We start from the raw sequence: 24,488 nt of genomic DNA, 5'->3' as shown, positions 1-24,488 counted from the left end.
CCGAATGTTTGAATTAAGGTTGGTAACCTGTGATCTTGGCCAATTTTGCGCGGAACCACATTTTGAAGTCTTCAATAAATCCGTAAGCCGCCGGCACGATCAGAAGTGTCAGCAACGTCGAACTCACTAGACCACCGATGATCGCAATACCCATGGATGTTCTCATCGCAGACGCCTCATTCAGACCAATCGCGATTGGAATCATACCGGCGATCAACGCCAAGGACGTCATCAAGATCGGACGAAGACGCGTACGACAAGCTTTTAACAAAGCCGCATTACGTTCTAAACCTTCGTGGATCAACTGATTCGTGTAATCCACAAGAAGGATCGAGTTCTTCGCCACAACTCCCAACAAGAGGACAATACCGATCAGCGAGAAGATATCAATCGTCTTACCGAAGATCAAAAGAGCCAAGAAGGCACCCGTCATCGCCAAAGGCAACGCGAGCAGGATCGAGAACGGCGTGATGAAACTCTCATACAAGCTCGCAAGAACCAGATAGATAAAAGTAACACCTAGGAAAATCGCCAGAAGCATATTTGCGATAAGCTCTTTAAAGTCATCTGCCTGTCCTTGGAATTTATAATCAATTCCTGGAGGAGGAGGAAGCTCGGTCTTGATGATTTTTTCAATCTCGGCCGAGATGGTTCCCAACGCGCCCCCCTTAGCCAAGTTCCCAGAAATCTGGATGTAACGGCCTTTGTTCTGACGGTTGATCTGAGAATAACCAAATGTCTCTTCGCCTTTCGCAATACGAGAAAGCGGAATCATGTTGAAGTTCGAGTTTGGCACCAAAGTCGTTGCAAACTGAGTTCGCAAGTCGCGGTACATCTCTTCAAAACGCACGCGGATTTTGTAGTCGATCCCATTTTCACGGAAGATCGCCTGCTCATTACCTTCAGTACGATTACGAAGCTCAGCACCCGCAGTGACCGTAGAGACACCCAGGGCTTCTGATCTGGCACGATCAAAAATCACGTGGAACTCCGGTTTGCCGGAACGGAAGTTTGTATCCACATCCACCAGACCTGGGATCTTCTTCATGCGCTCCACCAGTTTTACGGCGTAAGCGTTCAACTCTTCCAAGTTTTCCCCTTGAATATTCACGTTCAAAGGTTTTTGTCCCGAGTTCACCGCATCGATATCACCCAAGGCCACGATAGCCTCTTTATCGAACTGTTTAATTTTCTTACGGATCTCTTCTTTGTAATCCGTCGTCGACATCGAACGCTTTTTACGCTCTACCAGACGCACGAATAACATCGCTTTATTAGATTCGTTGTTTGTATTTCCGACAACCGCAAGAACCATGTCGACGGCCGGGTCGTTTTCAAAGATCTTTTCTACCTTTTCCGTAAATGTGCTGGTGGCCATGAGGGAAGATCCCACCGGCATTTCGATATTCACGTTAAACTCTCCGTTATCTGGCGACGGAAGGAAAGTTTTTGGAATAAAGGCAATTGTCACAAGTGAGCTGAAGAAAATCAAAGTTCCCGCCAGCAAAATCTTTTTGGGATTTGCTAGCGTGTACTTAAGACCTTTTTCATAGATATCTTCCAAACGAGTTTGGAAACGGTCAAATGCCGAAAGCATTCTTCCGATGATGCCTGTGCCTTTATGATGTTCGTTCGGGTGCGCCATATAAGCAGAAAGCATGGGCGCCACCGTGAAGGCGTCAAACAACGAAATCAACATTGTAAAGACGACGGTCAGACCGAATTGTTTAAAGAACTGTCCGACGATCCCTTGAAGGAATGAAATCGGACCAAACACCGCGATAACAACCAACGTGGTTGCAATAACGGCCATCGCCACTTCTTTCGTTCCATCTAAGGCGGCATCTTTAGGCTTCTTCCCCATTTCCAAGTGACGGAAGATATTTTCCCGCACCACGATGGCATCGTCGATCAAAAGACCTACAGCCAATGAAAGAGCCAACAAGGTCATCAAATTGATCGTAAAGCCCATGGCATACATGATCACGAATCCACCCAAAAGGGAGTTCGGAAGGGCCATCGCCGTGATAAACGTCGAACGCGCCGATCCCAAGAAGAAGAACACGACGATCACACAAAGAATAATACCGATGATGATAGATTCTTTCACGTCATACACGTTCAACTGAATCGGGCGAGACGTATCACGCACCAACGAAACTTCCCCATTGATTTTTCTCTCTTTAAGGAAGGCATTGATCTTCTGAATATTCTTATTCACGTTCTCGGCAACAGCGACCGTGTTCGCACCACGCTGCTTATAGATATTCATAAGAAGAGCGGACTTACCCTTGATGCGACCCATGGTTTTTTGGTCTTCAAGACTGCGCACCACTTTACCAATATCTTGTACCAGCACCGCACGATCGGAACCAACGAAGTTCACGTTCACTTCGGCAATCTGTTTAAGAGCATCAAACTCTCCCGAAGTTCTGAGTGTTGTTTCATTTTGTGGATTTTCGATTTTACCAATCGGCGTATCTTTAGACGTATCTAAAATACGCTGAGACACTTGAAGCATCGAAATCTTACGATCTTGAAGCTTGTTTTTATCCACGATAACGTGAATCTCTTGTTTTCTTCCCCCGAAAATATCCACCTGACCCACGTCTTTCAAACGCTCAAACTGAGGCTTGATAGTTTCGTTGGCTAAGTCATAAGCTTGTCCTTCCGGAAGATCCGAAGTAATCGCCAACACCACAATCGGTTGATCGGCCGGGTCAAAACGGCGAATCACCGGCTCGTAAATATCCGCCGGTAAATCACGGCGAATATTTCCAAGGCGGTTTCGCACCTCTTGTTCGACCTCTTTGATGTCGGTCCCTAACTGAAATTCCAACACCACGATGGCTACTCCATCAAGATTGTTTGAAGTCAGGGTTTTAAGACCCGAAATACTTCCGACTTCATCTTCGATAAGCTTAGAGACTTGTTTTTCCAAATCCAGTGGCGAAGCCCCCGGATAAGTCACTTGCACGAAAAGCACCGGGAACGTCACATCAGGAAACATATCCACGGGCATGCGCTTCAGCGAGAACGCACCAAGAATCAGCATCAAGATGACGATACACGAGATAAAGATGGGTCTACGAATGGATAAACTTGGTAAGTTCATTCTTATTTCTCCTCAACGACGACAAACAAGCGTCCTTGAGCCTCCATTTTTCTTTGTTCTGATTTCAATTTCGTCAATGCAAGTTCTGCTTCTTCCGCATCTTGCTCTGCCGTGATCACGTTGGCCGTGATTGAGCGGCCTTTATTGAAAAGATCCGCCTGCGCTTTAGCCGCTTGCAATTGCAACTGAGAGATTTGCGTCGCTGAATCCACACGTTTTGTCATTTCAACGTAACGGCGATTTAACTCAATCCAAGAACTTTCACTGTCCAGCATGGCGCGCTCACCTTGAAGCTTTGCTGCCAAAGCGTCTTTGCGAGCTGCCGCTTGGGCGGATGTCTTTACGTCCGTATCAAAAAGATAGACGAGATTTAAACCGGCCTTCCACGTTGGAAGATTTGTGTCCGTCCACTTTGAAGTGGCATCGGAAATACTTTTATCAGGTTGGAAGTTGTTTGTAGCATAAGACCCGGAAAGAACCAGATCTGGTCTATAAGCATCTTCCGTCTCACGAGCGACTAAAGCCATGGCCTTCGCATTCAATGATGCCAGATACGCATTTAATGCCACAACCTTACCGTCCTTACCATCCACCATGGATGTTAAAGGACGTTTTTGAGAAATATCACCTGTGATATCCGGGAAGGCTTCAGCATCTGAAAGTTCTAAGAAATCGCGGATCTTTCTTTTTGCTGCCGCCAAGTCATCTTCTGCAGATACCAACGTCAATTGACGAGACGCCACCAGGGCTTGTGTCGACAATAAATCCGCCCTGTCGCTGATTCCGTCATTCACACGACGACGTGTCCAGTTTTCAATGCGTTTTGCGCGCTCTAAAGAAGCGCGACCAATTTTAAGGTTTTCAATCTGATAAATATAATCCCAATAAGCCGCTTCCGCTTCGACTAAAAGAGCTTTCTTTTGTAAGTCAAACTTGCCCACTTCAGCTTCCGTCGCAGCATCCTGGCGCTGCCAACGCAAACGAGTCGCACGACCAAAAGAGTCTCTCCACAGTGATTGACTGAGTGAAAGACCTAAAGAGCCATACGAAAATTTACCGAACATAGGATTTAGCAAAGCCCCTTCGTTTTCCACTTCACTGGCCGTTGCGGTCACAGATACGGCCGTGCCTGAAGAAAACTTTTTACCCAATCCAAGGCGCAAATCCTTCGCCGTGGTCTGAGTTCCCCCCAATTGCGCAAACTGACCTAAAGGACTCTTATCACTTAAGTAGCCCACTCCAGCAGTGAGCTGCGGAACAAGCTCAATGTCCGCTGCTTCACGACGATCCAAGGCCGCATCCTGACTTGATTGGTAAGACTGAAGACCCTTGTGTTTTGATTCGACTGTTTTTAAATACTCTTGCAGATTCATCGCAAAAGTTTGCGGTTGCCACATCCAAAGCAGTAAACCTACGACGGCTCCCTTTTTCATTTAAAAATCCCTTCTAAAAATATCATAGAAATCTGATCAATGAACTGTTGTCGCTGTTCCGGCATTTCATAAAGCCCGTCATTCCAAGAACAGTTGCAATCAAGCATGTTGAAATAACCCAAAATACCTTCAACCAGGCAGACAATGAAAAAACGCGGATTGATATTCTTATTCACAATCCCCGCCTTCTGCCCTTTTAAAATAATCATTTCAATTTTTTCGCCCGAGCTGATCATCATGCTTTCGTGAATCTCTCGAGAAAACGGCATTCCCGAAAGCTTTTCACGCGTCATGATTTTCGCCATCAAAGGATTTGCCGCACGCATATCGATGATTGCATTCACGAGTGAAACAATCGCGCGACGCAAAGACTTTTCGCAGACTTCTTCTTGCTCGAAATCGTTTACGACTTTATCGATTTGCAGGAAAATATTCTGGACGAATTCTTGAATGACAGTTTTATAGAGGCCTTCTTTGCCTCCAAAATAATAACTAATCAAGCTTAAGTTTAATCCGGATTCTCTGGCGATGTCTCGAGTGCTGGTGCCGTGAAGACCTTCATGTGCGAAGAGCACGGTCGCGGCTTCCATGATTTTCTGACGAGGCCCAAGCTCGTCTGCTGTGACATCTTTGATGAAATTCATGAGGACAAAGGTAGTTTGAGCCTCAAATTAAATCAAATGATTTAATCAAACGATTGAATTGGGCTTCAATACATCATCGTGAAAAATAAAAAACCCTTGGTGAACCAAGGGTTTAAATGAAAAATCAAAGGCCAAAAATTTACTTAGCAGTTGCGGCTTCGCTCTTTTGACAGTCCGCGCACTTTTTATCAACAGCGCACTCGGTCCCAGAGCATTCTTTTTTCATTTCAGTTTTGTGGCCGCAATTGCAACCGGCATGATCATGAGATTTTGTATGAGCGCAAGCACCCAACATCATAGCTACAGCGGAAGTTAAAAGGATTGTTTTAAGGTTCATTGAAGTACTCCTATGTTGTGTCACTTCCAAGCTTGAACCAAAGATTTGTTGTGTACAAGAACAAACAGATCTCCACCGACCGTATAGAAACTTCATGGAAATGCCGCTTTGAGGCTTAAAATCTTCGTAATTTTGCTCGAAAAAGATGCAAATTCTCCTCTTATATGGGACTTGATGCACAGTGTGTAATTTCAACAAAATCCTAACACATTGTTTTGTTGAATCTATCTGCGAACTGGGGCTTAATGAGTCCGATTCGCGGAGGGGGCCCGATGAATTTCGTTAAGGGGACATTATTACTGACGATGCTGTTGGCATTTACGGCCAAGGCAGAGTCCACAGTTCCCTACTCCTCAGCCTCCAGCGCCGCTGCAAAGCCTCAAGTCGTTTATCACGAGTATTATACGATTAACGAGAAAACCAGTCAGATCGGCGGACCTAAAGCCGCTTATGACTTGCGCGACTTCTCTCAATTCACTGAACAAATCGGGCCTCATCAGTTCATCGTGATGGCGGCAAAAAAATTGGTCTATAATCTTTTGCAGTGGACTCTTCATAACGAGGACCGCCCCACTCCAGAAGAAGGATATATCCGTAAACTTCACTTCGGCCGTTGGATCAATGACCCTACAGACGACACTTGCATGAACACGCGCGCGAAAGTTTTAGTTCGCGATAGCCTGGGCGAAGTGACTTATCGTAATGAACGCCATTGCGTTGTTGAAGATGGCTTGTGGGATGATCCGTACACGGGCGATCAAGTGACTTCGTCTCGCGCCATTCAAATCGACCACATGGTTCCTTTGAAGAATGCCTATGTCTCTGGTGCTTACCAATGGGACTATAAAACTCGCTGCCTTTACGCTAACTACATGGGTTACCGCAATCACTTGATTCCTGCGGGCGCGAGCCAAAACATGTCTAAGGGTGATCGTGGTCCTGAAGCTTACATGCCACCGAACTTGGAATATCGTTGCCAGTACATCAAAGATTGGTTGGCCGTGAAATTCATCTGGAAATTGAACATGAACGCGAACGAAGCCCAAGCCATCCACGAGACTTTCACAAATTACGGCTGCCGCGCTTCTGATTTCCGCATCACTAAAGAGCAACTCGAAGAACAACGTCAGTACATCAATGACAATATCGAGTTCTGCATGATCAATAAAAGATGAGTCTAAAGATCCTCTTTGAGGATGATTATTTCCTCGCTGCTGAAAAACCTGCTGGCCTTCCTTCACAGCCTACTGTTGATAAACGCCGTCCCGACTTCTTCACACAACTGAAAAAACAACTGCGCGAAGAGCGCGGTGCTGATTTTTATTTAGGCCTGCATCACCGTTTAGATCGCGACACTTCAGGTGTAATGATTTTCACGAAGAATAAAATAGCGAATGAGCCACTGGCCGAGATGTTTAAGAAGCATCTTATCCAAAAGACCTATCTTTGTTTAACAGCTTTAAAAAAGTGCCCCGACCAGTGGGAAGTTAAAAACCACCTGGCCGAAGTCCGCGACCCCGTTCTTAAGAAAATAAAAATGAAGTCTGTTCATTCTGGTGGAGACAAAGCTCACACTTTGTTCCGCAAGTTGAAGACATTTAAAAAGGGACTTCTGATTGAAGCAAAGCCTTTATCAGGAAGAATGCACCAGATCCGTGTTCACCTCGCTGAGGCAGGATTAGGAATCTTCGGGGATGATATTTACCCTTCGCCGAAAACACCTACGGCACCCCGGCTTATGTTACACGCTCTTCGACTCGAGTTCACGCATCCCTTCTCAAATGAACCGATTATGATCGAGAGCCCTCTTCCAGCTGATCTCAAAGAGATGGAAAAGACTTTATCTTAAAATATTAATATACGACATCAACGGTGTTGAGTGATTTAGAAACCACCAGGATTTCTAGGTCTTCATTCGAATCGTTCGCAACGAAATGCTTGTTCTCGTTTTGCGGAAAGAACACCGCACAGTCACCCGGCCCTGCGAATGAAGCCTGGTCTCCCTCATGAACTGTCGCTGTTCCCTTAATAACAAAAACAAACTCTTCAACCTCAGTGTGACAATGCGGACTGGAAGCTCTTTGCCCTGGAGCTATGACATCGTGATGAACAAAGATGTCCTTCATCCCCACCAATTCTGAAAGAACCACAGAGCGAGAGAAAACTTCCCCTGTTCGATGCGAGGAAAGCTGCTTATGAGGGAATTCGGCGCGTTTAATAATCTTCACCTCTACGGAATATCCTAAATTATAGGCAGAATCAAAAATTATCAGCTAACTCATTGGGTCTGATATTGACGTTTGTAGCCAGAAATGGTTCGATTGTCCTTCGCGTGCCCCGGTGGCGAAATTGGTAGACGCACAGGACTTAAAATCCTGGGCTTCCTTTACAGGGGCGTGCCGGTTCAATTCCGGCCCGGGGCACCATTCCTTTCTCTTTTGCTTCAGACAGTCCTCGCTCGTTTTTAATTGTCACTTCGATTGTAGTTTTTTGGCTCGATGGTTTTTCGTCGTGTCTGCGATACTCTTTTTTGCTGCGGAACTCGCAAAAGAGAAAGGAATGGTGCCTTGTTTTTAGTGGGGCTTTTGGATTTGATTTTTTAGGGCTAGGGATTGGAAAAGGGTGCAGAGTTCTTCGCAGCCGTTGTTTTCTTTTGAGTGATTATTCAGTGCTTCTTCTAACCAAGGAGTTCTCTCGTTGAGTTTGTTAGCTAGCCAGGCTGTGGGTGTCCAATATTTCTTAAGAGCGTATTTAAGATCCGGAACATAGAGGCTGGCGCCGTCCCAGGGTTTTCTTAAAAATACCATCCCGATGTAGTTTAAATCTAAAATTAGCAGTGCGGGGTAAAGCCACCACCAGTTTAAGCCACGAATGATGTTGGTCCACTCGCCTATTGCCATGATGTCGGGGAACTTCCATTTCATTGTTTCATCGTCGAGATTGTTTTGATGAAAGAAATATCTTTTTGCCATCGCTTTCAACCAAGCTTTGAGTTCTTTTTTCCATCCTAATAAGGCGAATGCTAGAATCACGCGGCTGGCTTGGTCGCGGCTGAAACATCTTGGGTTTGTATCGAAGGCATCTCCATAGGGAGATCGACGGAAGATGCCGGGTGCTATTTCTAATTGATCGACAATCATCTTGCCGACAGCTTCGGCTTCGGACCGTCTTCCTAACAAGACTAAGAGCGCACAAGCTAAGCCTGTGCGGTGAGCGGAGTCACCGTTGCTTCCATTTGCTTGAACATAAAGCCCGCAGGAATCAATCATGGTTGAAGTATAGCATGGAAATAAAAAAAGGCCGTCGGTTTTCACCAGACGGCCTTTTCGTTCAAACTAAATTGAACTTTCTTAGAACGTCACCGGAGTCATATGAGGCAATTTAGCCGCATCCGAGTTTCCGATAATCATACCGCGCACTCGTGAGTGACGAGATGCTGGACTGAATGGAAGTCCTTTGTATTTAGGAGAGCTCATAGCTGGAACCCAGCGACCAGAACCATCCACAACCCATTCACGGAAGTACATGTTCGTGTGCGTACCCTCAACTAGATAGTCGATTGTCGCGCCAGAGCCAGCAAGCTTCATCGCCGTTCTGAATGTGAACAAGTTTTCCGCCATACCTTCACCGAACTTACCGTAAGCCGCAGCGAAAGCTTTCGCATCTGAGTTCATGTATTTATACATAGACTTCAAAGCGAAGTACATTTTGCTCGCTGCACCTGCCGTGCGCTTGCTTGTGCGAGTCACGCAAGTACCAGGACCACTTGCATCGATCATGCAGTAGTCATACGGATCGTTGTTCGTACGGAAGTAGTCGTAGATTTGATCTGTCGACAAATCAATGAACTGATCTTGAGTCATACGTTGAGCGGCATTCATCAATCTCATCGTGTTTTCTTCACTGAAATTCACGTTGAACTCAACACCTGTGTAACCAAGGTCACGGTCAGGAACGCCCACCATCAAGATATTCAAGCCCGTTTTCTTAACAAGGTCGTAGATACCTTTACGCAATCTTGCACCATTCGATTTCTCGTGGCGGAAGGCGTAAGAGTAAGTACCGAACATGCTTTCCATACGTTCTTTCGTATCCCAGTTTTCAACAGCGTATTTCGCGCCATAGAACATGAAGTCTGTTTCTTTATGTTTGAACCAGAAACGAGAATCTTCAGAATCTGAGTAGATACCGTAGTGAACTTGAGCCGTGTTACGATCAATGTGCAAGTCAGATGTCGTGAATGAATTCACGCGACCTTCACTGTAAGTTTTATTCCAGATAATAGGAATAGACAGTGATTTGCTTGCTACGCGACCTGTAGACACCGTTCTGAAAGTTTCCACTTTAAGAACTGGAGCACGTTCAACTAAGTTCGCTGGACGATTTGTCGCAAACGTTTCAGACGCCAACACGTTACCGCGGATCACGTCTTCGTAAGCTTTACGTCCTGTTTCAGTCGTCATATCGAACAAGAATGAGAATCCATCATCCGAGTATTTGAAGTCATTCACACTCAAAGTCAGGATCGAAACATTCGTGAACATAGAGAAGCTGCTGAGTTTACCGCGAGTGATTTTCACGTAAACTTTTTCAGAATCTACTTTTTCAACATATGTTTCCCAAGAACCGTTAGCCAATTTAGCCACACCTACGCCCACAGGACCGAAACCAGCGCCTGCAGAGAAGATGATGCCACCATGACCAAGATAAGTGATGCTATCGCCAGTATCCCAAGCATCTAGATCCGACGCCGATTCAGGAACCTGCCAACGGCCACCCATAGAGTGCGCGCGGTCTAAAGTGCTTACATAGCGAACAGACTCTGTCTGTTTACCCATGATTGGCAATACGCCGACGTAACCCCAGAAGTGCTGACGCAATCCCGTTGCATTGTCGAACCAGAATTGAACCTGAGCACCAATACCTACTTCGATAGAACCATAGACTGTTTTTTGGAAACCGTCTCTATAGTCGCCATAAATCAAAGAATCAGAGCTTGGGCGGTAATCGTATTTCACAATTGATTTCGGCTGAACATCTCTGAAGTGAGGCGTCAAGTTCACGATGTATGAACCATAGTCGAAGCTCAAGTGGAATAGAGGTTTCAACTTCGCTTTCAACTCGTTTTCTTCTTCTTCCTCAAAGCCGGTAGTTCCTGTTGTTGAAGATGTTGAAGATGTCGAACTTGTCGAAGTTGTCGATGTTGTATCGTCCCCTGCAGTGGTTGTAACTGTGGTTGACGTGTCGTCACCGGCAGTTGTTGTCACTGTTGGCTCACCACGAGTCGTACTTGTTGTCACCGTCACAATGTCGTCACCTGCAGTTGTAGTAACTGTTGGCTCCCCCGCTGTTGTCGTAACAGTAGTGTCTGGACCTGCAGTAGTTGTTACAGTCACATCAGGACCGTAAGTTGTTGTAACAGAAGTGTCCGGACCCGCCGTCGTCGTTACAGTTGGACCGTAAGTCGTGGTGCCGTGGTGGCCTTTATGGCCGTTGTTCCCGTTGTTTCCGTTGTTTCCGTTGTTTCCGTTGTTGCCGTTGTTGCCATGGTGGCCATGGTTTCCGTTGTTCCCGTTATTTCCGTTGTTCCCGTTATTCCCGTTATTTCCGTTGTTACCATTGTTGCCGTGGTGGCCATGGTTACCGTTGTTTCCGTTATTACCGTTGTTCCCGTTGTTCCCGTTATTACCGTTGTTCCCGTTGTTCCCGTTATTACCGTTGTTCCCGTTGTTCCCGTTATTACCGTTGTTCCCGTTATTACCGTTGTTCCCGTTATTACCGTTATTACCGTTATTCCCGTTGTTCCCGTTATTCCCGTTATTACCGTTATTACCGTATTGGCCCCGGCTTCCGTTATTACCGTTGTTGCCGTTGTTTACGTTATTTCCGTTATTACCATTATTTCCGTTATTACCATTATTTCCGTTATTAACGTTATTTCCGTTATTACCATTATTTCCGTTATTAACGTTATTGCCGTTATTGCCGTTATTTCCGTTATTGCCGTTATTTACATTATTACCATTGTTACCATTGTTAACGTTATTCCCGTTATTCCCGTTGTTTCCATTATGTCCATTGGAACCAAGAATACCCAACGAACCAAAGGTGCCGTTGTTTCCGTTGTTACCGTTGTTACCATTATTTACGTTATTACCGTTATTCCCATTGTTCCCATTATTTCCGTTGTTTCCGTTGTTGCCATTAGAACCAAGAGAGCCCAGAGAACCTAAAGAACCAAGCGAACCAAAATTTCCAGAGTTTCCGTTATTGCCGTTGTTACCGTTATTACCATTATTACCATTATTGCCATTATTTCCGTTATTACCGAAAGAGGCAGAATTTCCGTTGTTGCCGTTGAAATTGCCGTTATTGCCGTTATTACCGTTGTTGCCTCTAGTTGAGACCGTCACCGCAATTTTCGAGTCATAACTGACAAATCCACCTTGCCCACCGATATATGCTGAAGCCGATGGCTTCTTAGAATTTGATTCCTTATTCACAGACGCATTCGTCGGCGTGTTCGCAACTGCGAGATTCGCCACTAACGTAAACCCTGCTAAAAGGAATGTAGTTTTCGAACTATGAATCATACATTCTCCTTTTTGTGTTTTTGGTCGTCCCAAAAAATTTTCAGGCAATTTCGCGCGCCTTAATATTTTTGACACCTTATTGTTTTTCAACCTTTGTAAACACACTGGAGTTGTAGATAGGTTGGTCACAAAAAAGTTTTCCAACCCAACCACATCGTTGCGAACCAGATATTTTTTCTTTCAGTTTGTAACCGGACATTCTGATTTTCGGCATGATACACGAACGACCATGAAACAATTTGAAATCAAAAAAATCAAAATCGTGTGGGATGTTTTTATCAAAGCCGTCGTCCTGACTTTCTTTTTTGTGAACGTCGGAATCATGGTCGCCGATGGACTTCCAGATCGCAGTGCTCTTGGTACGAAATTCATTCAGACTATAGAGAGATACCAAGCTTTCGGAATGCTTTATCAACCGTGGAGTATGTTTGCACCAAATCCGATGAATACAAATGCCTATGTTGAAGCGGATATAAAGTTCACCGACGGTTCAACGGCGGTTTGGAAGATGCCTCGACCGACGATTGTAAATGGTGCCAGAAAAGTTCTAACGGCTGACCGTTACAGAATTGTAGGTCAGGAAACTTTGCTTCCGAATGAAAATGAGTTGGTGTGGTTCGACATTTCAAAATACGTTTTGCGTGAAATTGCTACAATCGAGTCCAAAGGACAAGGTCGAGTTGTATCAGAAATTACGTTCAGCAGGTTCTCTAACAAAGTCCTTCTGCCTAATGAAGCTCCTTTTATTCCTCACGGCACAATGTCCACAGAATTTCTCAAGGAATCGGTTTTTGTTTACAAGCCAACAACAGAGAAGGTTCGTTATGAAGCTAAAAACGCTGCTCAATAATATTTATGATTTTATTTTCGCTCCCCAGCCTGTTTACACGGTGGCCCTTCTTCGTATGGGCATGGGACTTTTATTGCTCTTCAATTGGCTGATGCTCATCACGGATATTGATGTTCTTTATGGGCCCAACGGAATTATTTCACTGCAAACAGCACAGCAGTATGGAAATCCATTTCGTTTTTCCCTTTTTGACTACATTCCTAACACAGATAAAAATACGTTTACCCTAGCCATTATCAACTTGATTGCGTCCATCGCCGTCTTAACGGGAACCTTTACCAGAACGGCGATCGCCCTTGCCTTCGTGACATTAGTCTCGTTCCACCACCGCAATGGATTTATCTTAAATAGTGCCGACTCGGTTCTCAGAATTTTTCTTTTCTTCCTCTTCTTTACCCCTTCTGGCGACGTGTGGTCTGTCGACTGGCTAAGAAAGAAATGGAATGGCGAAGCCCCCCTTGTCCCACCAGAAAAAAGTCCTTGGGCTCTTCGCCTCATTCAGCTTCAATTTTGTACTATCTATATCGCCACTGTTCTTTTTAAAATTAAAGGCGAAAAGTGGATCGATGGAACTGCTATTTATATCGCAACTCGCATTGATGACTTCGTTCGCTTCCCGCTCCCCTTGCTGAATGATATGACATTCATTAAGTTCCTCACTTGGTCCACACTTATCGTTGAATTTGCTTTAGGTACATTGGTTTGGTTTAAAGAGACCCGCTATTGGGTTTTACTGGCGGGTGTCGGTTTACATCTTGGTATCGAATACACAATGAGCATTCCGGTCTTTGAGTGGGCTATGATAGTGATCATGGTCGCGATGTTGGATCCGCGAGATGTCGCTAATTGGGTCCAAAATTTTCAAGAAAGAAAGTTTTCAGCACTTCGACCTAAGTTTATCCAGTTTCGACAAAAGAGAGTTTAAAGAGCTGTTTCTCTTCAGCTCCACCTTTCTTTTTAATGCGTTTTTTTTCACGGGCTCCTAGGGTGGTCTTAATCACTAAATAAAGAGGCCCGCCCGTGAAAAAACTCATTTTGCTATCCTCGCTGTTGCTTCTCCTTTTTGGAGCCCGGCATGCGAAAGCTCAAAGCGACATCCATCTGTCTCCTGAATTCGTCACAGTCTTTCCCACTTTCCTTGGCGCAGGTTTAAACTTGAAAGTCTACGAGTATCTAGAGTTCAGCGTGGCTTATGGAAACGTTCCCGTTACATATTACAATACCATTGCAGATATTATTTCGAATGACGACACTCAACGCCGTGTCATCAACGCCGCCTTCAAAAACAACCGCGTGCTGCGCGCAGCACTTCAGTACAATATACAGGGTGACGTCGGTTGGCATATCGGTATGACGGCGGCTCAGCTCAATGCGGAAGGTTCAGCGGGAATTGATGAAGTTCTTTATGCAGCCACTGGAGATGACTATACCCTGCTTAAAGACCTCCTTATCGCCTTGGGCCGCGACCCTTCGGTGAACATGGATAGCGAACTGATGATTCTAGGTCTTCATGTCGGCTATACCTGGCTTTTAGGAGACCACCTCTATGTGAAGGCCAGTCTCGGCGCCGTCAAAGTCATGGGCTCAAAAATTTCGATTAGCACGGGCATACCTGAGTTTGATTCTATCTATCCTGGCCACGCCGTTATTAGTGCTGCTGAAGGCGACCTAGAAGACAATGTCAATGAATCCGGTCTTTCTCCTACTGCGGGCCTCACATTAACCTGGCAGTTCTAACTGGATATTTTGCCAATGAGTGCTGAAAAAGTTGCGATTTCGTACGGAAAAACGTAAAAAAGAGTCCTCAAAGGACTCGCGAAATGATCAGTACCAGCAACGTCAGCCTCCGTTTCGGTGGCAAAAAACTTTTTGAAGATGTGAATGTGAAATTTACTCCCGGCAACTGCTATGGCCTTATCGGCGCTAACGGTGCCGGCAAGTCCACATTTTTAAAGGTTCTTTCCAAAGAGGTTGAGCCCAACACCGGAGAAGTCCACATCGCGCCCGATTTACGTCTTTCGATTTTAAAACAAGATCACTACGCCTATGACGAGTTCCCCGTTTTGAAAACTGTTCTGATGGGAAACGAACGCCTTTATAAAATCATGGAAGAAAAAGACGCGCTTTACGCAAATCCTGATTTTTCGGAAGCGGACGGTGTTCGAGCTTCTGAACTAGAAACTGAATTTGCAGAACTCAACGGTTGGGAAGCTGAGTCCGAAGCCGGAGTTATGCTTGCGGGATTAGGCATCACTGACGAATATCACGGTAAACTCATGAAAGAACTCAACGGCGGAGAAAAAGTAAAAGTGCTTTTAGCCCAAGCGCTTTTCGGTCAACCCGATATTCTGCTTCTGGATGAGCCCACGAATCACTTGGATATCTATGCAATTCAATGGCTTGAAGATTTTCTATTAAACTTTGAAAACACCGTCATCGTGATTTCGCATGATCGTCACTTCTTAAACAAAGTTTGCACGCATATTGCGGATATCGATTTCGGAAAAGTCACTACTTACACGGGCAACTACGATTTCTGGCGCCAGGCCAGCGAACTCAGTCAAAAACTTTTGGCGGATCAAAACAAAAAAAGTGCGGATAAGGCCGAGGAACTTAAAGCCTTTATCGCACGATTTAGTGCAAACGCCTCTAAATCCCGTCAGGCTTCTTCTCGCCAAAAGCAGTTAGAAAAACTGGAGTTCAATGAACTTCCCGCTTCGTCTCGCAAGCAACCTTTCATTGGTTTTGATATCAAACGGGAGTTGGGTAACGACGTATTGACCGTGGATCGCATCACAAAAACTTGGGAAGGCGAAACTCTTCTTAAGGACGTGAGCTTCACTTTGAAAAAAGGCGACAAGGTCGTTCTTTTAGGTAAAAACGATTTAGCGAAAACATTGCTCCTAGAAATCATTGCGGGCGAACTGCAAGCCGATTCCGGTAATTTTGCTTGGGGTATCACAACGACTCGCAGCTATTTCCCGACGGACAACTCGAAATACTTCCAGGGATCTGAAGACTCCTTAGTAGACTGGCTCCGTCAATATTCCGAAGACAAGGATGAAACCTTCTTGCGTGGCTTCTTAGGAAAAATGCTTTTTAGCGGTACCGATGCTTTAAAGAAACCCCAGGTTCTTTCCGGTGGAGAAAAAGTCCGCTGTATGTTTTCAAAGATGATGTTGTCCGGTTCAAATATCTTAATTTTAGACGGACCAACGAATCACTTGGATCTAGAAAGCATCACGGCGGTGAATGAAGGACTCAAACGCTTTAAGGGCACTGTGATCTTCACTTCACATGACCATGAGCTGATTCAGACCGTGGCCAACAGAGTTATTGAGCTTGATGGCAAAGTCACTTACGACAACCACATCTCTTACGAAGAATATTTGGAAGTAAAAAAGGCCTCACTTACTTAAAAGTTTTTTGGCGAGCTTGAGGTCACTCACTAGATCAGCTCGCTTCACTTCAGCATCCTCTCGATCAATACTGCGCAAGATGGCCGAGGGATGCCAGGAAAGAATGATATAGTCCGCAAGCTCGATATCTTTTATAGCTTTTCCTCGCTCACTTCCAATACGTGGCACTCGCTGTAAGACGCTGGTTGCCGCCGTGGCACCTAAAGCGACAATCACCTTTGGCTTCACTGACTCCACTTCTTTTTCCAGCCAAGGACGACAGGCTTTGATTTGCCCCATGGACGGCTTTTGATGAAGACGAACTTTCCCCGCAGGGCGCCACTTAAAATGTTTTACCGCGTTGGTCAGATAAATCTCATCCATAGTAAGTCCAGCTTGCTCAATACAATGTTTCAGTAATTCTCCGGCGGGTCCCACGAAGGGAAGGCCCGCCAAATCCTCTTTGTCGCCCGGTTGCTCCCCGACTAAAAGAATGCGCGCTTTCTTTTTTCCTTTTCCGAAAACTGTTTGCGTCGCATTTTTATAAAGATCACATCCGGTGCAAGTCGCGGCTGCCGCGGCTAAGGATTTAAGATTCGTGCTATCAGGAGGTTGTGCCTGCTTAAACTTCTTTAGGGCCACAGTTCTAAGCCCTCGCGACGAGGAATCCAGTAAGACTTCATCTCGCGGCTGAATTGCTCAAAGGATAAAGGAAGGCGTCCCGTGATATCTTGATAATTCATGGAAACGTGATCCATGCGACCTTCACGAATGGCGCGATGAAGGCTGAGTCGTACTTCCATTTGGAAATCATTCATGCCGGCCCTTTGCCACGCTTTTATCGCGGCTTCTTCTGTGATGGGTACATAAGAGAGACGACGATGAATTTGGTTTGATATCAGAACCAGTGCTTCCGCATTTGATAAGGCTCTTTCCCCGGTGATATCAAGATGGCGCTTTTCATAACTCCACGGTCTTTTTAGAATCTCGAGGGCGACATCTGCCACATCTCTGGCATCGACATAAGCTGTTCTGCCTTCCCCTTCAGGTAAAAACAAAGTCCCTTGCAAAAGAGCGTCGCCATAACCATGAATAAAATTTTGCATATAGGAAGACGGTTTTAAAAGCGCATAGGGAATTCCACTATACACTAGCATATCATCGATCTCGCCATGAAGACGTTGATACAGATAGGGAGAATCCTTTGAGGCGCCCATTTCAGAAACTTTTAAGATGAATTCAACGCCCGAGGCTCGAGCGGCTTTGATCACACGCAGAGCCTCATCACGCATTCCGGGCATGAGCGGTTGCAGAAAGAAAAGCACGTCAACGTCCCGAAAAGCCTGCTCTAAAATGAGGCTGTTTCCATAATCGAGCTGTAAACCCCGAACGCCTTCAGGAAGACGCTCTAAAGAGCGCGAAGCCGCGACGAAGGGAAGCCCTGCCCGTTTAAGTTTCCGCACAAGTTCTTGGCCCAGAGTGCCAGTGGTACCCGTGATCATCACGCGAAGACCCATAAAAGCCTCCTTTTATAAATTATGCCCCATAGAACCCTCCTTCTCCCCGGTGTTTCTTAGCAAGAGTCCGCTTGACTCCCCTTTTGAATCGCGATCTAAATACTTAAGTGAATTTTTTTGCCGAAAACCTTCAGGTTTTTAAAAAAGTCTGCTTACCTATTTTCGCTCTGGTCGTTCTGTCGAGCAACATTGACCAGTACCTGAATCTTCATATCGAAAATGCTCTCAGAGACCCGAACGGAGCCCAGCAACAAGTTTACTGGTTAGGATTTTTATCCATTATCAGCAGCGTGGTCTTCCCTGTTTTGCTTATTACGGTGGCACTTTACGCTTTAAACACCCTCACAGGTTGGACTCAAACCCTGGGTGAATTCATGGAGAAAAATCTCAATCAGGTTTTCATCGAAACACTTCGCTCTTGGGGCAAAACCCTTTTATGGTCTTTGCTGCTGATTTTGCCAGGAGTTTGGAAATACATCGAATACAGCCTGGTTCCCCTTGTCGTGACTTCTTCGAAACCCTATGAGGAAGGCAAAGAAGATGCCCTCCAAAGATCTGCTCAAATTGTGCGCAAAAACTGGTTCAAGATTCTTGCGGTTTTTGTGTTCTTTCATCTTTTTGTGCCAGTCACGCTTTCAGCTCTTTTTGATGCCTACCGCTTGATCTGGAAGACCCCGATGGCAAGCCTTGCCCTTTCGGCTTTGGATACTTATTTACTAATTTTATCAACTCAGATCCTTTTTAATATTTTTAGAAGTGAGGTAAGAAAACATGACGCTCATGTTTAACTGGAAAGACATTAAAAATCGCGGCAAAGGTTTAACTTTTGATGACGTGCTTATTATGCCAGCGCGCTCAGACATCCGCTCTCGTCGCGATCCGCACCTTACTACAAAACTGACTAAAAAAGTTTCTATCGATATGCCGATCATCAGCGCCAATATGGACATGGTGACAGAATACGATATGGCTTTTGCTATGAACGAATTGGGTGGTTTGGGTATTCTGCACCGCTTTATATCTACGGAAGAACAAGCTTCGCAAGCCCGTCGCTTAAAAGAAGCCGGTGTGAAAAACGTTTCTGCCAGCGTCGGCGTGGGAGAGGAATTTAAAACACGCGCGAAAGCTTTGATCGACGTCGGTGTGAATATCATCACGATCGACATTGCTCACGGTCACTCAGTGCAAATGATGGAAACAATGAAGTGGTTGAAAGATCACTATCCACAAGTTGAAATCATCGCCGGGAATATGGCGACGCCAGATGCCGCTCGCGATCTGATCGAATCAGGTGCGGATGCTATCAAAGTAGGTATCGGTCCGGGCTCCATGTGTACGACTCGAATTATCACAGGTTGTGGTGTGCCTCAGTTAACGGCCATCGCTCTTTGCGCCGAAATCGCTGACAGCTACGGCGTACCGGTGATCGCTGACGGCGGCATCCGTACTTCAGGTGATATGGTGAAAGCCTTCGCTGCGGGCGCAAGCTCCGTGATGTTAGGAAGTATGCTTTCAGGAACAATCGAAACACCGGGAGAAATCAAAAACGGCAAGAAGCAATACCGTGGTATGGCTTCTCGTGCAGCTCAGGACTCTTGGAGAGGTGGCGTGCCTACCGGTATGGCTCCTGAAGGTGAATCAACGCAAGTGAATGTCAAAGGACACGTCAAAGACGTTATCCTTGAGGTCGCGGGCGGAATTCGTTCCGGAATGAGCTATGTGAATGCGACTACTATTGCTGAATTACGTGAGAAAGCTCTCTTTATTGAAATGTCAGCGAATGGTATTGCGGAATCACGGGCTCACGGTGTAAAAAATTAAGGATGCTTTCTTCGGATACAAGACCCATAGGTGTATTTGACTCTGGAATCGGTGGTCTCACCGTTTTAAGAGAACTCGCAGTAAGATTCCCTCAAGAAAACTTTCTTTACTTGGGGGACACTGCGCGACTTCCCTATGGATCGAAGTCTCCTTCAACGATTCGTAAATACTCTGAACAGAATATTCACTTTCTTGAAAAGCAACGCGTGAAGGCCATCGTCATCGCCTGCAATACGGCCTCTAGCCAGTTGACGGAAAAAGAGTTCGACGGCCTTCCCATCTACAATGTGATTGAACCCGGTTCACAACGCGCGCTTGAAAAATCCACGGCCAAAAAAATTGGCGTCTTGGGCACTCGGGCCACTGTGAACAGCCAAGCCTATCGAAAAAAGATTCTAGAACTGCATCCGCAAGCTGAAGTCTTTGATCAAGCTTGTCCTTTATTTGTTCCTTTAGCGGAAGAGGGCTGGGATTCTGATCCGGTGACAAACTTGATTGTCTTCCGTTACGTCAGTCCTCTATTGGGTCACTCTATCGACACTTTAATTTTGGGCTGTACTCATTATCCGATTTTAAAAAGTGCGATCAGCCGCGTGACAGGTTCTGCCGTAGAGCTGGTTGATTCAGGCGAAGCTATTGCTCACTGGTTGGATCGGGATTTTACGCAAGGTCGTTTGGGAAAAAATGCGTCTCAAGAAGAGCGCATTATTGAAATTATGACTACGGATCACTCCGCCCACTTTACCGAAGTAGCCCATCGTATTTTAACGCCGCTAACACCGCATTCTTTCCGCGTCGTCGATCTTTAGATACAAATCTCTAGCGGAAGCTCCTGCATATTGTACTGACTTGCCATCGAATAACCATAGGCGCCGGAATCCATAATAGCCACAAAGTCACCCTCTTGAACTTTACCTACAGTAATATCCTTAGCAAAAAAGTCTGAAGACTCACAGATAGGTCCTACGACATCGACCTTCATCGTTTCCGTCTTTTTTTTCAGAGGCATAATAAGATGCTGAGCTTCGTACAAAGACGGACGGATCAAGTGATTCATTCCCGCATCGACAATCACGAAGTCTTTAGCAGAAGTTTTTTTGATGTATTGAACTTCCGTTATCAAAGCACCACAGTGCGCGAGCAACCATCGACCCGGTTCCGCCTGCAATTCACAATTCAAATCGCCTAGTAAGTCTTTCGTAATTTTCGCGTAATCACGCAAAAGACTTTCTTCAAGTTCCAGGTCCAAACGATCGTAAAAAATCCCTAAGCCTCCGCCGAAATCAAAACGCTTGAGCGTCGGAAACTTCTTTTGCATTTCCACAAAGACCGGCTTGAGTTTTCGAAGAGCTTCTTCGTAACCTGAAAACTCCATCATCATCGACCCTAAGTGCAAACTAAAACCAACAAGCTCTAAAGAGTCCGAGTATTTCGTAAGACAAGCCACCAGATCCGGAATCAGCGCCAACTCCATGCCGAACTTATTATCTTTTAATCCCGTAGCAATATAGGGATGAGTTTTAATATCGATGTCTGGATTCAGACGCAACGCCACGGCTGCCTTCTTACCCAAAGAACGCGCAATCGCCCCAATACGCTCAAGCTCTGGCAGACTTTCGACGTTGATTTGGAGGATACCTAACTTCAAAGCCTCGGTGATTTCGTGACGCGTTTTACCCACTCCGCTATAAACGATGTCGTGAGCCGAAAATCCACTTTCCATAGCTCTTTTGATTTCCCCTAAGGACACAACGTCTGCGCCTGAACCTATTTTTTTAAGATGCTGCAAAACTTGCTGGTTAGGATTGGCTTTGACCGCGTAAAAAAGGCGTACGCCGGAAAGCGCTTTGGCCATAGCATTAAAACGTTGAGAGATAAAATCGAGGTCATAGACATAAATGGGCCGCATGTAATTCGCGCACAAGGGCAACAGACGCTTCTTTAACGGACCTAGGCATAATTCATTATTGATGTATTCCATGAAGACCTCGTGCTAGCATCATGCCCCAGGAAGGAAGGTTTGTCATGAAAACTTCTATTTTTACCTACACATCTAAAGGGATGCCGGTTCTTTCTTACGAGTTCCATAACGGCGGTCCTGAAGTGCTTATTCTCGGCGGCGTTCACGGCGACGAGATCGAAGGCGTTATCGCGGCTCAAGAGCTGATGAAGCACTTTATGAAATCCAATCCCTACCAACTCAATGTCACGATCGTTCCGCAATTCAACCTGGAAGGCGTTATCTTCAAGACGCGCGGGAATGGAAACGGCGTTGATCTGAACAGAAATCTTCCCACGAAAGACTGGTCTCCTGAAGTAAAAACGCCGCGCTATCATCCGGGACCCTTTGCCGGCAGTGAAAATGAGAACAAAGGATTGATGGCCTATTGTGAAACCAAAAAACCTGTCTTCATTCTTTCGCTCCACTCTTGGCATCCGGTTTTAAATGTGAATGGCGACTGTCGCAAAGTGGCTGAAGTTTTAGCTAAACACACTGGTTACAAGATTGATGATGACATCGGTTATCCAACACCAGGATGTTTGGGAACTTATACAGGACTTGAAAGAAACCTTCCTACGCTGACTTATGAAATTGAGCGTGGACTTTCCGCTGAAAAGATCATCGAGATTCACGTTCCAGCGATTTTAGAGTCATTGAAAGTTTTAGAGCAGTAAGATTTAGAGGAGATTGAAATGCAAAACGAAGTAACACAAATCTACGCCGATGTTCAAAACGGAAAAACCGTTGATGCGATGACAACGACAGAGTTGAAATCTGTTTTTGAAACCATCGAAGGTTTGGATTCCGGCCGTCTTCGCGTGTGCGAAAAAACTTCTAACGGCTGGATCACTCATGAATGGATTAAAAAAGCCATCTTGCTTTATTTCCGCATTCAAAAAATGGATGTGATGACCGCAGGCGATTTTACCTACTTCGATAAAATCCCGGTAAAACAATGGAGCGAAGAAGAGGGTGTTCGCGTCGTTCCTCACGCTTTAGCACGCAAGGGTTGCTTCATTGAAAAAGGCGCGATCTTGATGCCTTCTTACGTGAATATCGGTGCCTATGTAGGTTCAGGCACTATGGTGGACACTTGGGCGACGGTAGGTTCTTGCGCGCAAATCGGTAAAAACGTGCATCTTTCTGGTGGCGTCGGCATCGGCGGAGTTCTTGAGCCTGTTCAAGCTTCTCCGGTTATCGTTGAAGACAACGTCTTTATCGGCAGCCGCTGTATCGTGGTTGAAGGAGCCTTGATTGAGGAAGGTGCCGTCCTTGGCGCCGGAGTGACGATCACAGCCAGCACAAAAATCATCGATGTGACTGGTTCTTCACCTGTTGAGTACAAAGGCCGCGTCCCTTCGAACTGTGTCGTGATTCCAGGCACACAGATGAAAGACTTTGCTGCGGGCACCTATGGTGTTCCGTGCGCTCTTATCATTGGAAAAAGAAAACCAAGTACAGACTTAAAGACGTCGTTGACGGATGCTCTTCGCGACTATCAGGTCAGCGTTTAGTTATTTCATTCTTAAGGCGTCAGAGGGTTGAACCTCTGATGCCGTTCGTGCCGGGATGTAAGATCCAAACCAGGCAATCAAACCACTGACAATTAAAACTCCGAAGACCAATGTGAAGTCCACCAAAGCTGGAATACTCGGGTCATAGTAAATCTGCGATGCCGCCAGCTGAATAGGATTGGCTTCGATATACAGACTGATGCCTGTTCCCAGGATGACTCCAGTCAATACACCCACGGAAGCTAAAATAAATCCCAATTGCGTAAAAGTGCGAACTGTTTGTTTCGCCGAAAAACCAATGGTTCTTAAGATGGCGATGTCTCTTCTTTTTTGTGACAGAAGCAGAGCTAATACTGTCAAAATAGAACTCGCCGCAATCATCCCCGCCAGACCTAAGAAAGTTCCGATGGTGAGCTTTTCTAATTTCAAAGCGTACAGCAAAGCCGAATTACGATCCATCCAAGTCTCAACACTGACATCTTCAAATTTCAGAAGATCGTCTTTGACCGCGTCGACAGAAACACCGGCAGGCAACCACACTTCAATTCCCAGCTTGCGCATGCCTTCGTTCACTAATGAATTTAAAGCTTTTCCTCTTTGATAGAAAATATACTGAGCATCGATATCCGCAAGACTTGTCGTTACAATGCGCTTCACACGCAGACGTTCAAACTTAGGGGTCTCCCCTGGAGGAAGCAACAAGCCCGAAGGTGACACTATAGTGACATAATCCCCTTCAAAAACACCCAAGGATTGTGCCAGATCCACCCCCATGATGATCTCACCTTCTTCAGGCACATCTTGAGGATCCCAGAAATACGCTGGCGAATCACTTTGGCGCTGATTGCGCTCCATCTGCTGAAGCTGTTCAATAAAGTAACCTAGGCTTTCGCGGGTCACTCCTCGAGCCACACCGCCACGAAACTGACCATCTTGACTGCGAATGATCACGTCTTGAGTTTCATAGACATAGGCTTTGTTTTCAGGATGCTCTTTCAGGCGCTGAAAAACGGGATGCGCTTCTAAGCTCGCCGCCGAAGAAACACCGGCCGCCTGCACGTACAGATGGGGCTCTAATCCCAGAATGCGTTTCTTAATCGTCGCATTCATGCCATTCATAACAAAAAGGACTACTAAAAACGCCGTCACACTGATCGAGATACCGATCATAGAAAGCCACGAAATTCTTTTAACTAAAGAACCCGCTCTTTTTGAGAAAATAAAATGGCGAAATAAGTGCCCCACTAGCATGGCACTATGATAA

The 24,488-nt window shown here is 45.7% G+C and carries 22 protein-coding genes and 1 tRNA gene; 12 read left to right on the top strand and 11 right to left on the bottom strand.

What is annotated here, in order from left to right; all coding sequences use genetic code 11:
* Positions 1-13: 13 nt before the first annotated feature.
* The 4 genes from ACLWBD_RS08135 to ACLWBD_RS08120 all read right to left on the bottom strand — a co-directional run bounded on the left by ACLWBD_RS08135 (position 14) and on the right by ACLWBD_RS08120 (position 5,529).
* A complete protein-coding gene (locus tag ACLWBD_RS08135; protein ID WP_413570529.1) occupies positions 14-3,115 on the bottom strand; it encodes an efflux RND transporter permease subunit in 3,102 nt (1,033 codons plus the stop codon).
* Between the two features lie 2 nt (positions 3,116-3,117).
* Positions 3,118-4,548 carry a TolC family protein gene (locus tag ACLWBD_RS08130; protein ID WP_063207745.1) on the bottom strand — a complete coding sequence of 477 codons (1,431 nt, stop codon included), beginning with the start codon at positions 4,546-4,548 and terminating at the stop codon, positions 3,118-3,120.
* On the bottom strand, positions 4,545-5,192 hold the full coding sequence (locus ACLWBD_RS08125) for a TetR/AcrR family transcriptional regulator (protein WP_063207748.1): 648 nt from the start codon (positions 5,190-5,192) through the stop codon (positions 4,545-4,547). Before ACLWBD_RS08125 ends, ACLWBD_RS08130 begins: the two co-directional genes overlap by 4 nt.
* Before the next feature lie 139 nt (positions 5,193-5,331).
* Positions 5,332-5,529, bottom strand: a complete 198-nt coding sequence (locus ACLWBD_RS08120; protein ID WP_063207751.1) for a hypothetical protein — start codon at positions 5,527-5,529, stop codon at positions 5,332-5,334.
* A gap of 272 nt (positions 5,530-5,801) precedes the next feature.
* Here ACLWBD_RS08120 and ACLWBD_RS08115 point away from each other — a divergent pair, with 272 nt between their 5' ends.
* Entirely contained in the window at positions 5,802-6,704 is a 903-nt protein-coding gene (locus ACLWBD_RS08115) for an HNH endonuclease family protein (protein WP_253696795.1), read from the top strand.
* Positions 6,701-7,378, top strand: a complete 678-nt coding sequence (locus ACLWBD_RS08110; RefSeq protein WP_413570527.1) for an RluA family pseudouridine synthase — start codon at positions 6,701-6,703, stop codon at positions 7,376-7,378. Before ACLWBD_RS08115 ends, ACLWBD_RS08110 begins: the two co-directional genes overlap by 4 nt.
* Positions 7,379-7,382: 4 nt before the next feature.
* Here ACLWBD_RS08110 and ACLWBD_RS08105 read toward each other — a convergent pair whose 3' ends face one another.
* Positions 7,383-7,757: a cupin domain-containing protein gene (locus ACLWBD_RS08105; protein WP_413570526.1), complete on the bottom strand. Its 375-nt coding sequence runs from the start codon at positions 7,755-7,757 to the stop codon at positions 7,383-7,385.
* 106 nt (positions 7,758-7,863) lie between these two features.
* Between ACLWBD_RS08105 and ACLWBD_RS08100 the strand changes: the two genes are divergently transcribed.
* Positions 7,864-7,955 (top strand) — tRNA-Leu (locus tag ACLWBD_RS08100).
* Positions 7,956-8,102: 147 nt separating this feature from the next.
* On the opposite strand, the gene ACLWBD_RS08095 is transcribed toward ACLWBD_RS08100, so the two are convergent.
* Both ACLWBD_RS08095 and ACLWBD_RS08090 read right to left on the bottom strand, forming a co-directional pair.
* On the bottom strand, positions 8,103-8,798 hold the full coding sequence (locus ACLWBD_RS08095; RefSeq protein WP_413570525.1) for a hypothetical protein: 696 nt from the start codon (positions 8,796-8,798) through the stop codon (positions 8,103-8,105).
* 81 nt (positions 8,799-8,879) lie between these two features.
* Positions 8,880-12,122 carry a hypothetical protein gene (locus ACLWBD_RS08090; protein WP_413570523.1) on the bottom strand — a complete coding sequence of 1,081 codons (3,243 nt, stop codon included), beginning with the start codon at positions 12,120-12,122 and terminating at the stop codon, positions 8,880-8,882.
* A 229-nt stretch (positions 12,123-12,351) separates the two neighbouring features.
* Between ACLWBD_RS08090 and ACLWBD_RS08085 the strand changes: the two genes are divergently transcribed.
* The 4 genes from ACLWBD_RS08085 (at position 12,352) to ACLWBD_RS08070 (ending at position 16,391) form a co-directional block, all read left to right on the top strand.
* Positions 12,352-12,972, top strand: coding sequence for a hypothetical protein (locus ACLWBD_RS08085; protein ID WP_413570522.1), 621 nt, complete (start codon positions 12,352-12,354; stop codon positions 12,970-12,972).
* Entirely contained in the window at positions 12,947-13,897 is a 951-nt protein-coding gene (locus ACLWBD_RS08080; protein WP_413570520.1) for an HTTM domain-containing protein, read from the top strand. Before ACLWBD_RS08085 ends, ACLWBD_RS08080 begins: the two co-directional genes overlap by 26 nt.
* Positions 13,898-13,992: 95 nt before the next feature.
* A complete protein-coding gene (locus ACLWBD_RS08075; RefSeq protein WP_413570519.1) occupies positions 13,993-14,709 on the top strand; it encodes a hypothetical protein in 717 nt (238 codons plus the stop codon).
* Positions 14,710-14,792: 83 nt separating this feature from the next.
* A complete protein-coding gene (locus ACLWBD_RS08070) occupies positions 14,793-16,391 on the top strand; it encodes an ABC-F family ATP-binding cassette domain-containing protein (protein WP_373999589.1) in 1,599 nt (532 codons plus the stop codon).
* Here the strand turns inward: ACLWBD_RS08070 and ACLWBD_RS08065 are convergent.
* Positions 16,380-17,012, bottom strand: a complete 633-nt coding sequence (locus ACLWBD_RS08065; RefSeq protein WP_413570517.1) for a UdgX family uracil-DNA binding protein — start codon at positions 17,010-17,012, stop codon at positions 16,380-16,382. The two genes, ACLWBD_RS08070 and ACLWBD_RS08065, sit on opposite strands and share 12 nt — an antisense overlap.
* Positions 17,003-17,887, bottom strand: a complete 885-nt coding sequence (locus ACLWBD_RS08060) for an SDR family oxidoreductase (protein WP_413570515.1) — start codon at positions 17,885-17,887, stop codon at positions 17,003-17,005. Before ACLWBD_RS08060 ends, ACLWBD_RS08065 begins: the two co-directional genes overlap by 10 nt.
* A gap of 107 nt (positions 17,888-17,994) precedes the next feature.
* Here ACLWBD_RS08060 and ACLWBD_RS08055 point away from each other — a divergent pair, with 107 nt between their 5' ends.
* The 3 genes from ACLWBD_RS08055 to murI are packed head-to-tail and all read left to right on the top strand — an operon-like array spanning position 17,995 to position 20,517.
* The gene (locus tag ACLWBD_RS08055; RefSeq protein ID WP_373999586.1) at positions 17,995-18,675 is read left to right on the top strand and encodes a hypothetical protein; all 681 of its coding nucleotides are present in this window, start codon (positions 17,995-17,997) and stop codon (positions 18,673-18,675) included.
* Positions 18,668-19,708, top strand: a complete 1,041-nt coding sequence (locus ACLWBD_RS08050) for a guanosine monophosphate reductase (RefSeq protein WP_413570513.1) — start codon at positions 18,668-18,670, stop codon at positions 19,706-19,708. Before ACLWBD_RS08055 ends, ACLWBD_RS08050 begins: the two co-directional genes overlap by 8 nt.
* Positions 19,709-19,710: 2 nt before the next feature.
* Positions 19,711-20,517: a glutamate racemase gene (gene murI, locus ACLWBD_RS08045; RefSeq protein WP_373999584.1), complete on the top strand. Its 807-nt coding sequence runs from the start codon at positions 19,711-19,713 to the stop codon at positions 20,515-20,517.
* Here the strand turns inward: murI and lysA are convergent.
* Entirely contained in the window at positions 20,514-21,689 is a 1,176-nt protein-coding gene (gene lysA, locus ACLWBD_RS08040; RefSeq protein ID WP_413570511.1) for a diaminopimelate decarboxylase, read from the bottom strand. The two genes, murI and lysA, sit on opposite strands and share 4 nt — an antisense overlap.
* Positions 21,690-21,733: 44 nt before the next feature.
* On the opposite strand from lysA, the gene ACLWBD_RS08035 reads away from it, so the two are divergent.
* A complete protein-coding gene (locus ACLWBD_RS08035; protein ID WP_373999582.1) occupies positions 21,734-22,384 on the top strand; it encodes a M14 family zinc carboxypeptidase in 651 nt (216 codons plus the stop codon).
* A gap of 18 nt (positions 22,385-22,402) precedes the next feature.
* Positions 22,403-23,224 (top strand): 2,3,4,5-tetrahydropyridine-2,6-dicarboxylate N-succinyltransferase, encoded by an 822-nt coding sequence (locus tag ACLWBD_RS08030; protein WP_413570509.1) that lies wholly within the window; start codon positions 22,403-22,405, stop codon positions 23,222-23,224.
* Here ACLWBD_RS08030 and ACLWBD_RS08025 read toward each other — a convergent pair whose 3' ends face one another.
* Positions 23,225-24,475 (bottom strand): FtsX-like permease family protein, encoded by a 1,251-nt coding sequence (locus tag ACLWBD_RS08025; protein ID WP_063243205.1) that lies wholly within the window; start codon positions 24,473-24,475, stop codon positions 23,225-23,227.
* Positions 24,476-24,488: the final 13 nt, after the last annotated feature.

The organism is Bdellovibrio sp. HCB117 (assembly GCF_047305915.1).
Lineage (GTDB): Bacteria > Bdellovibrionota > Bdellovibrionia > Bdellovibrionales > Bdellovibrionaceae > Bdellovibrio > Bdellovibrio bacteriovorus_B.
Note: the sequence above shows the minus strand (reverse complement) of the source record. Positions and strands in the feature narration are given on the sequence as shown.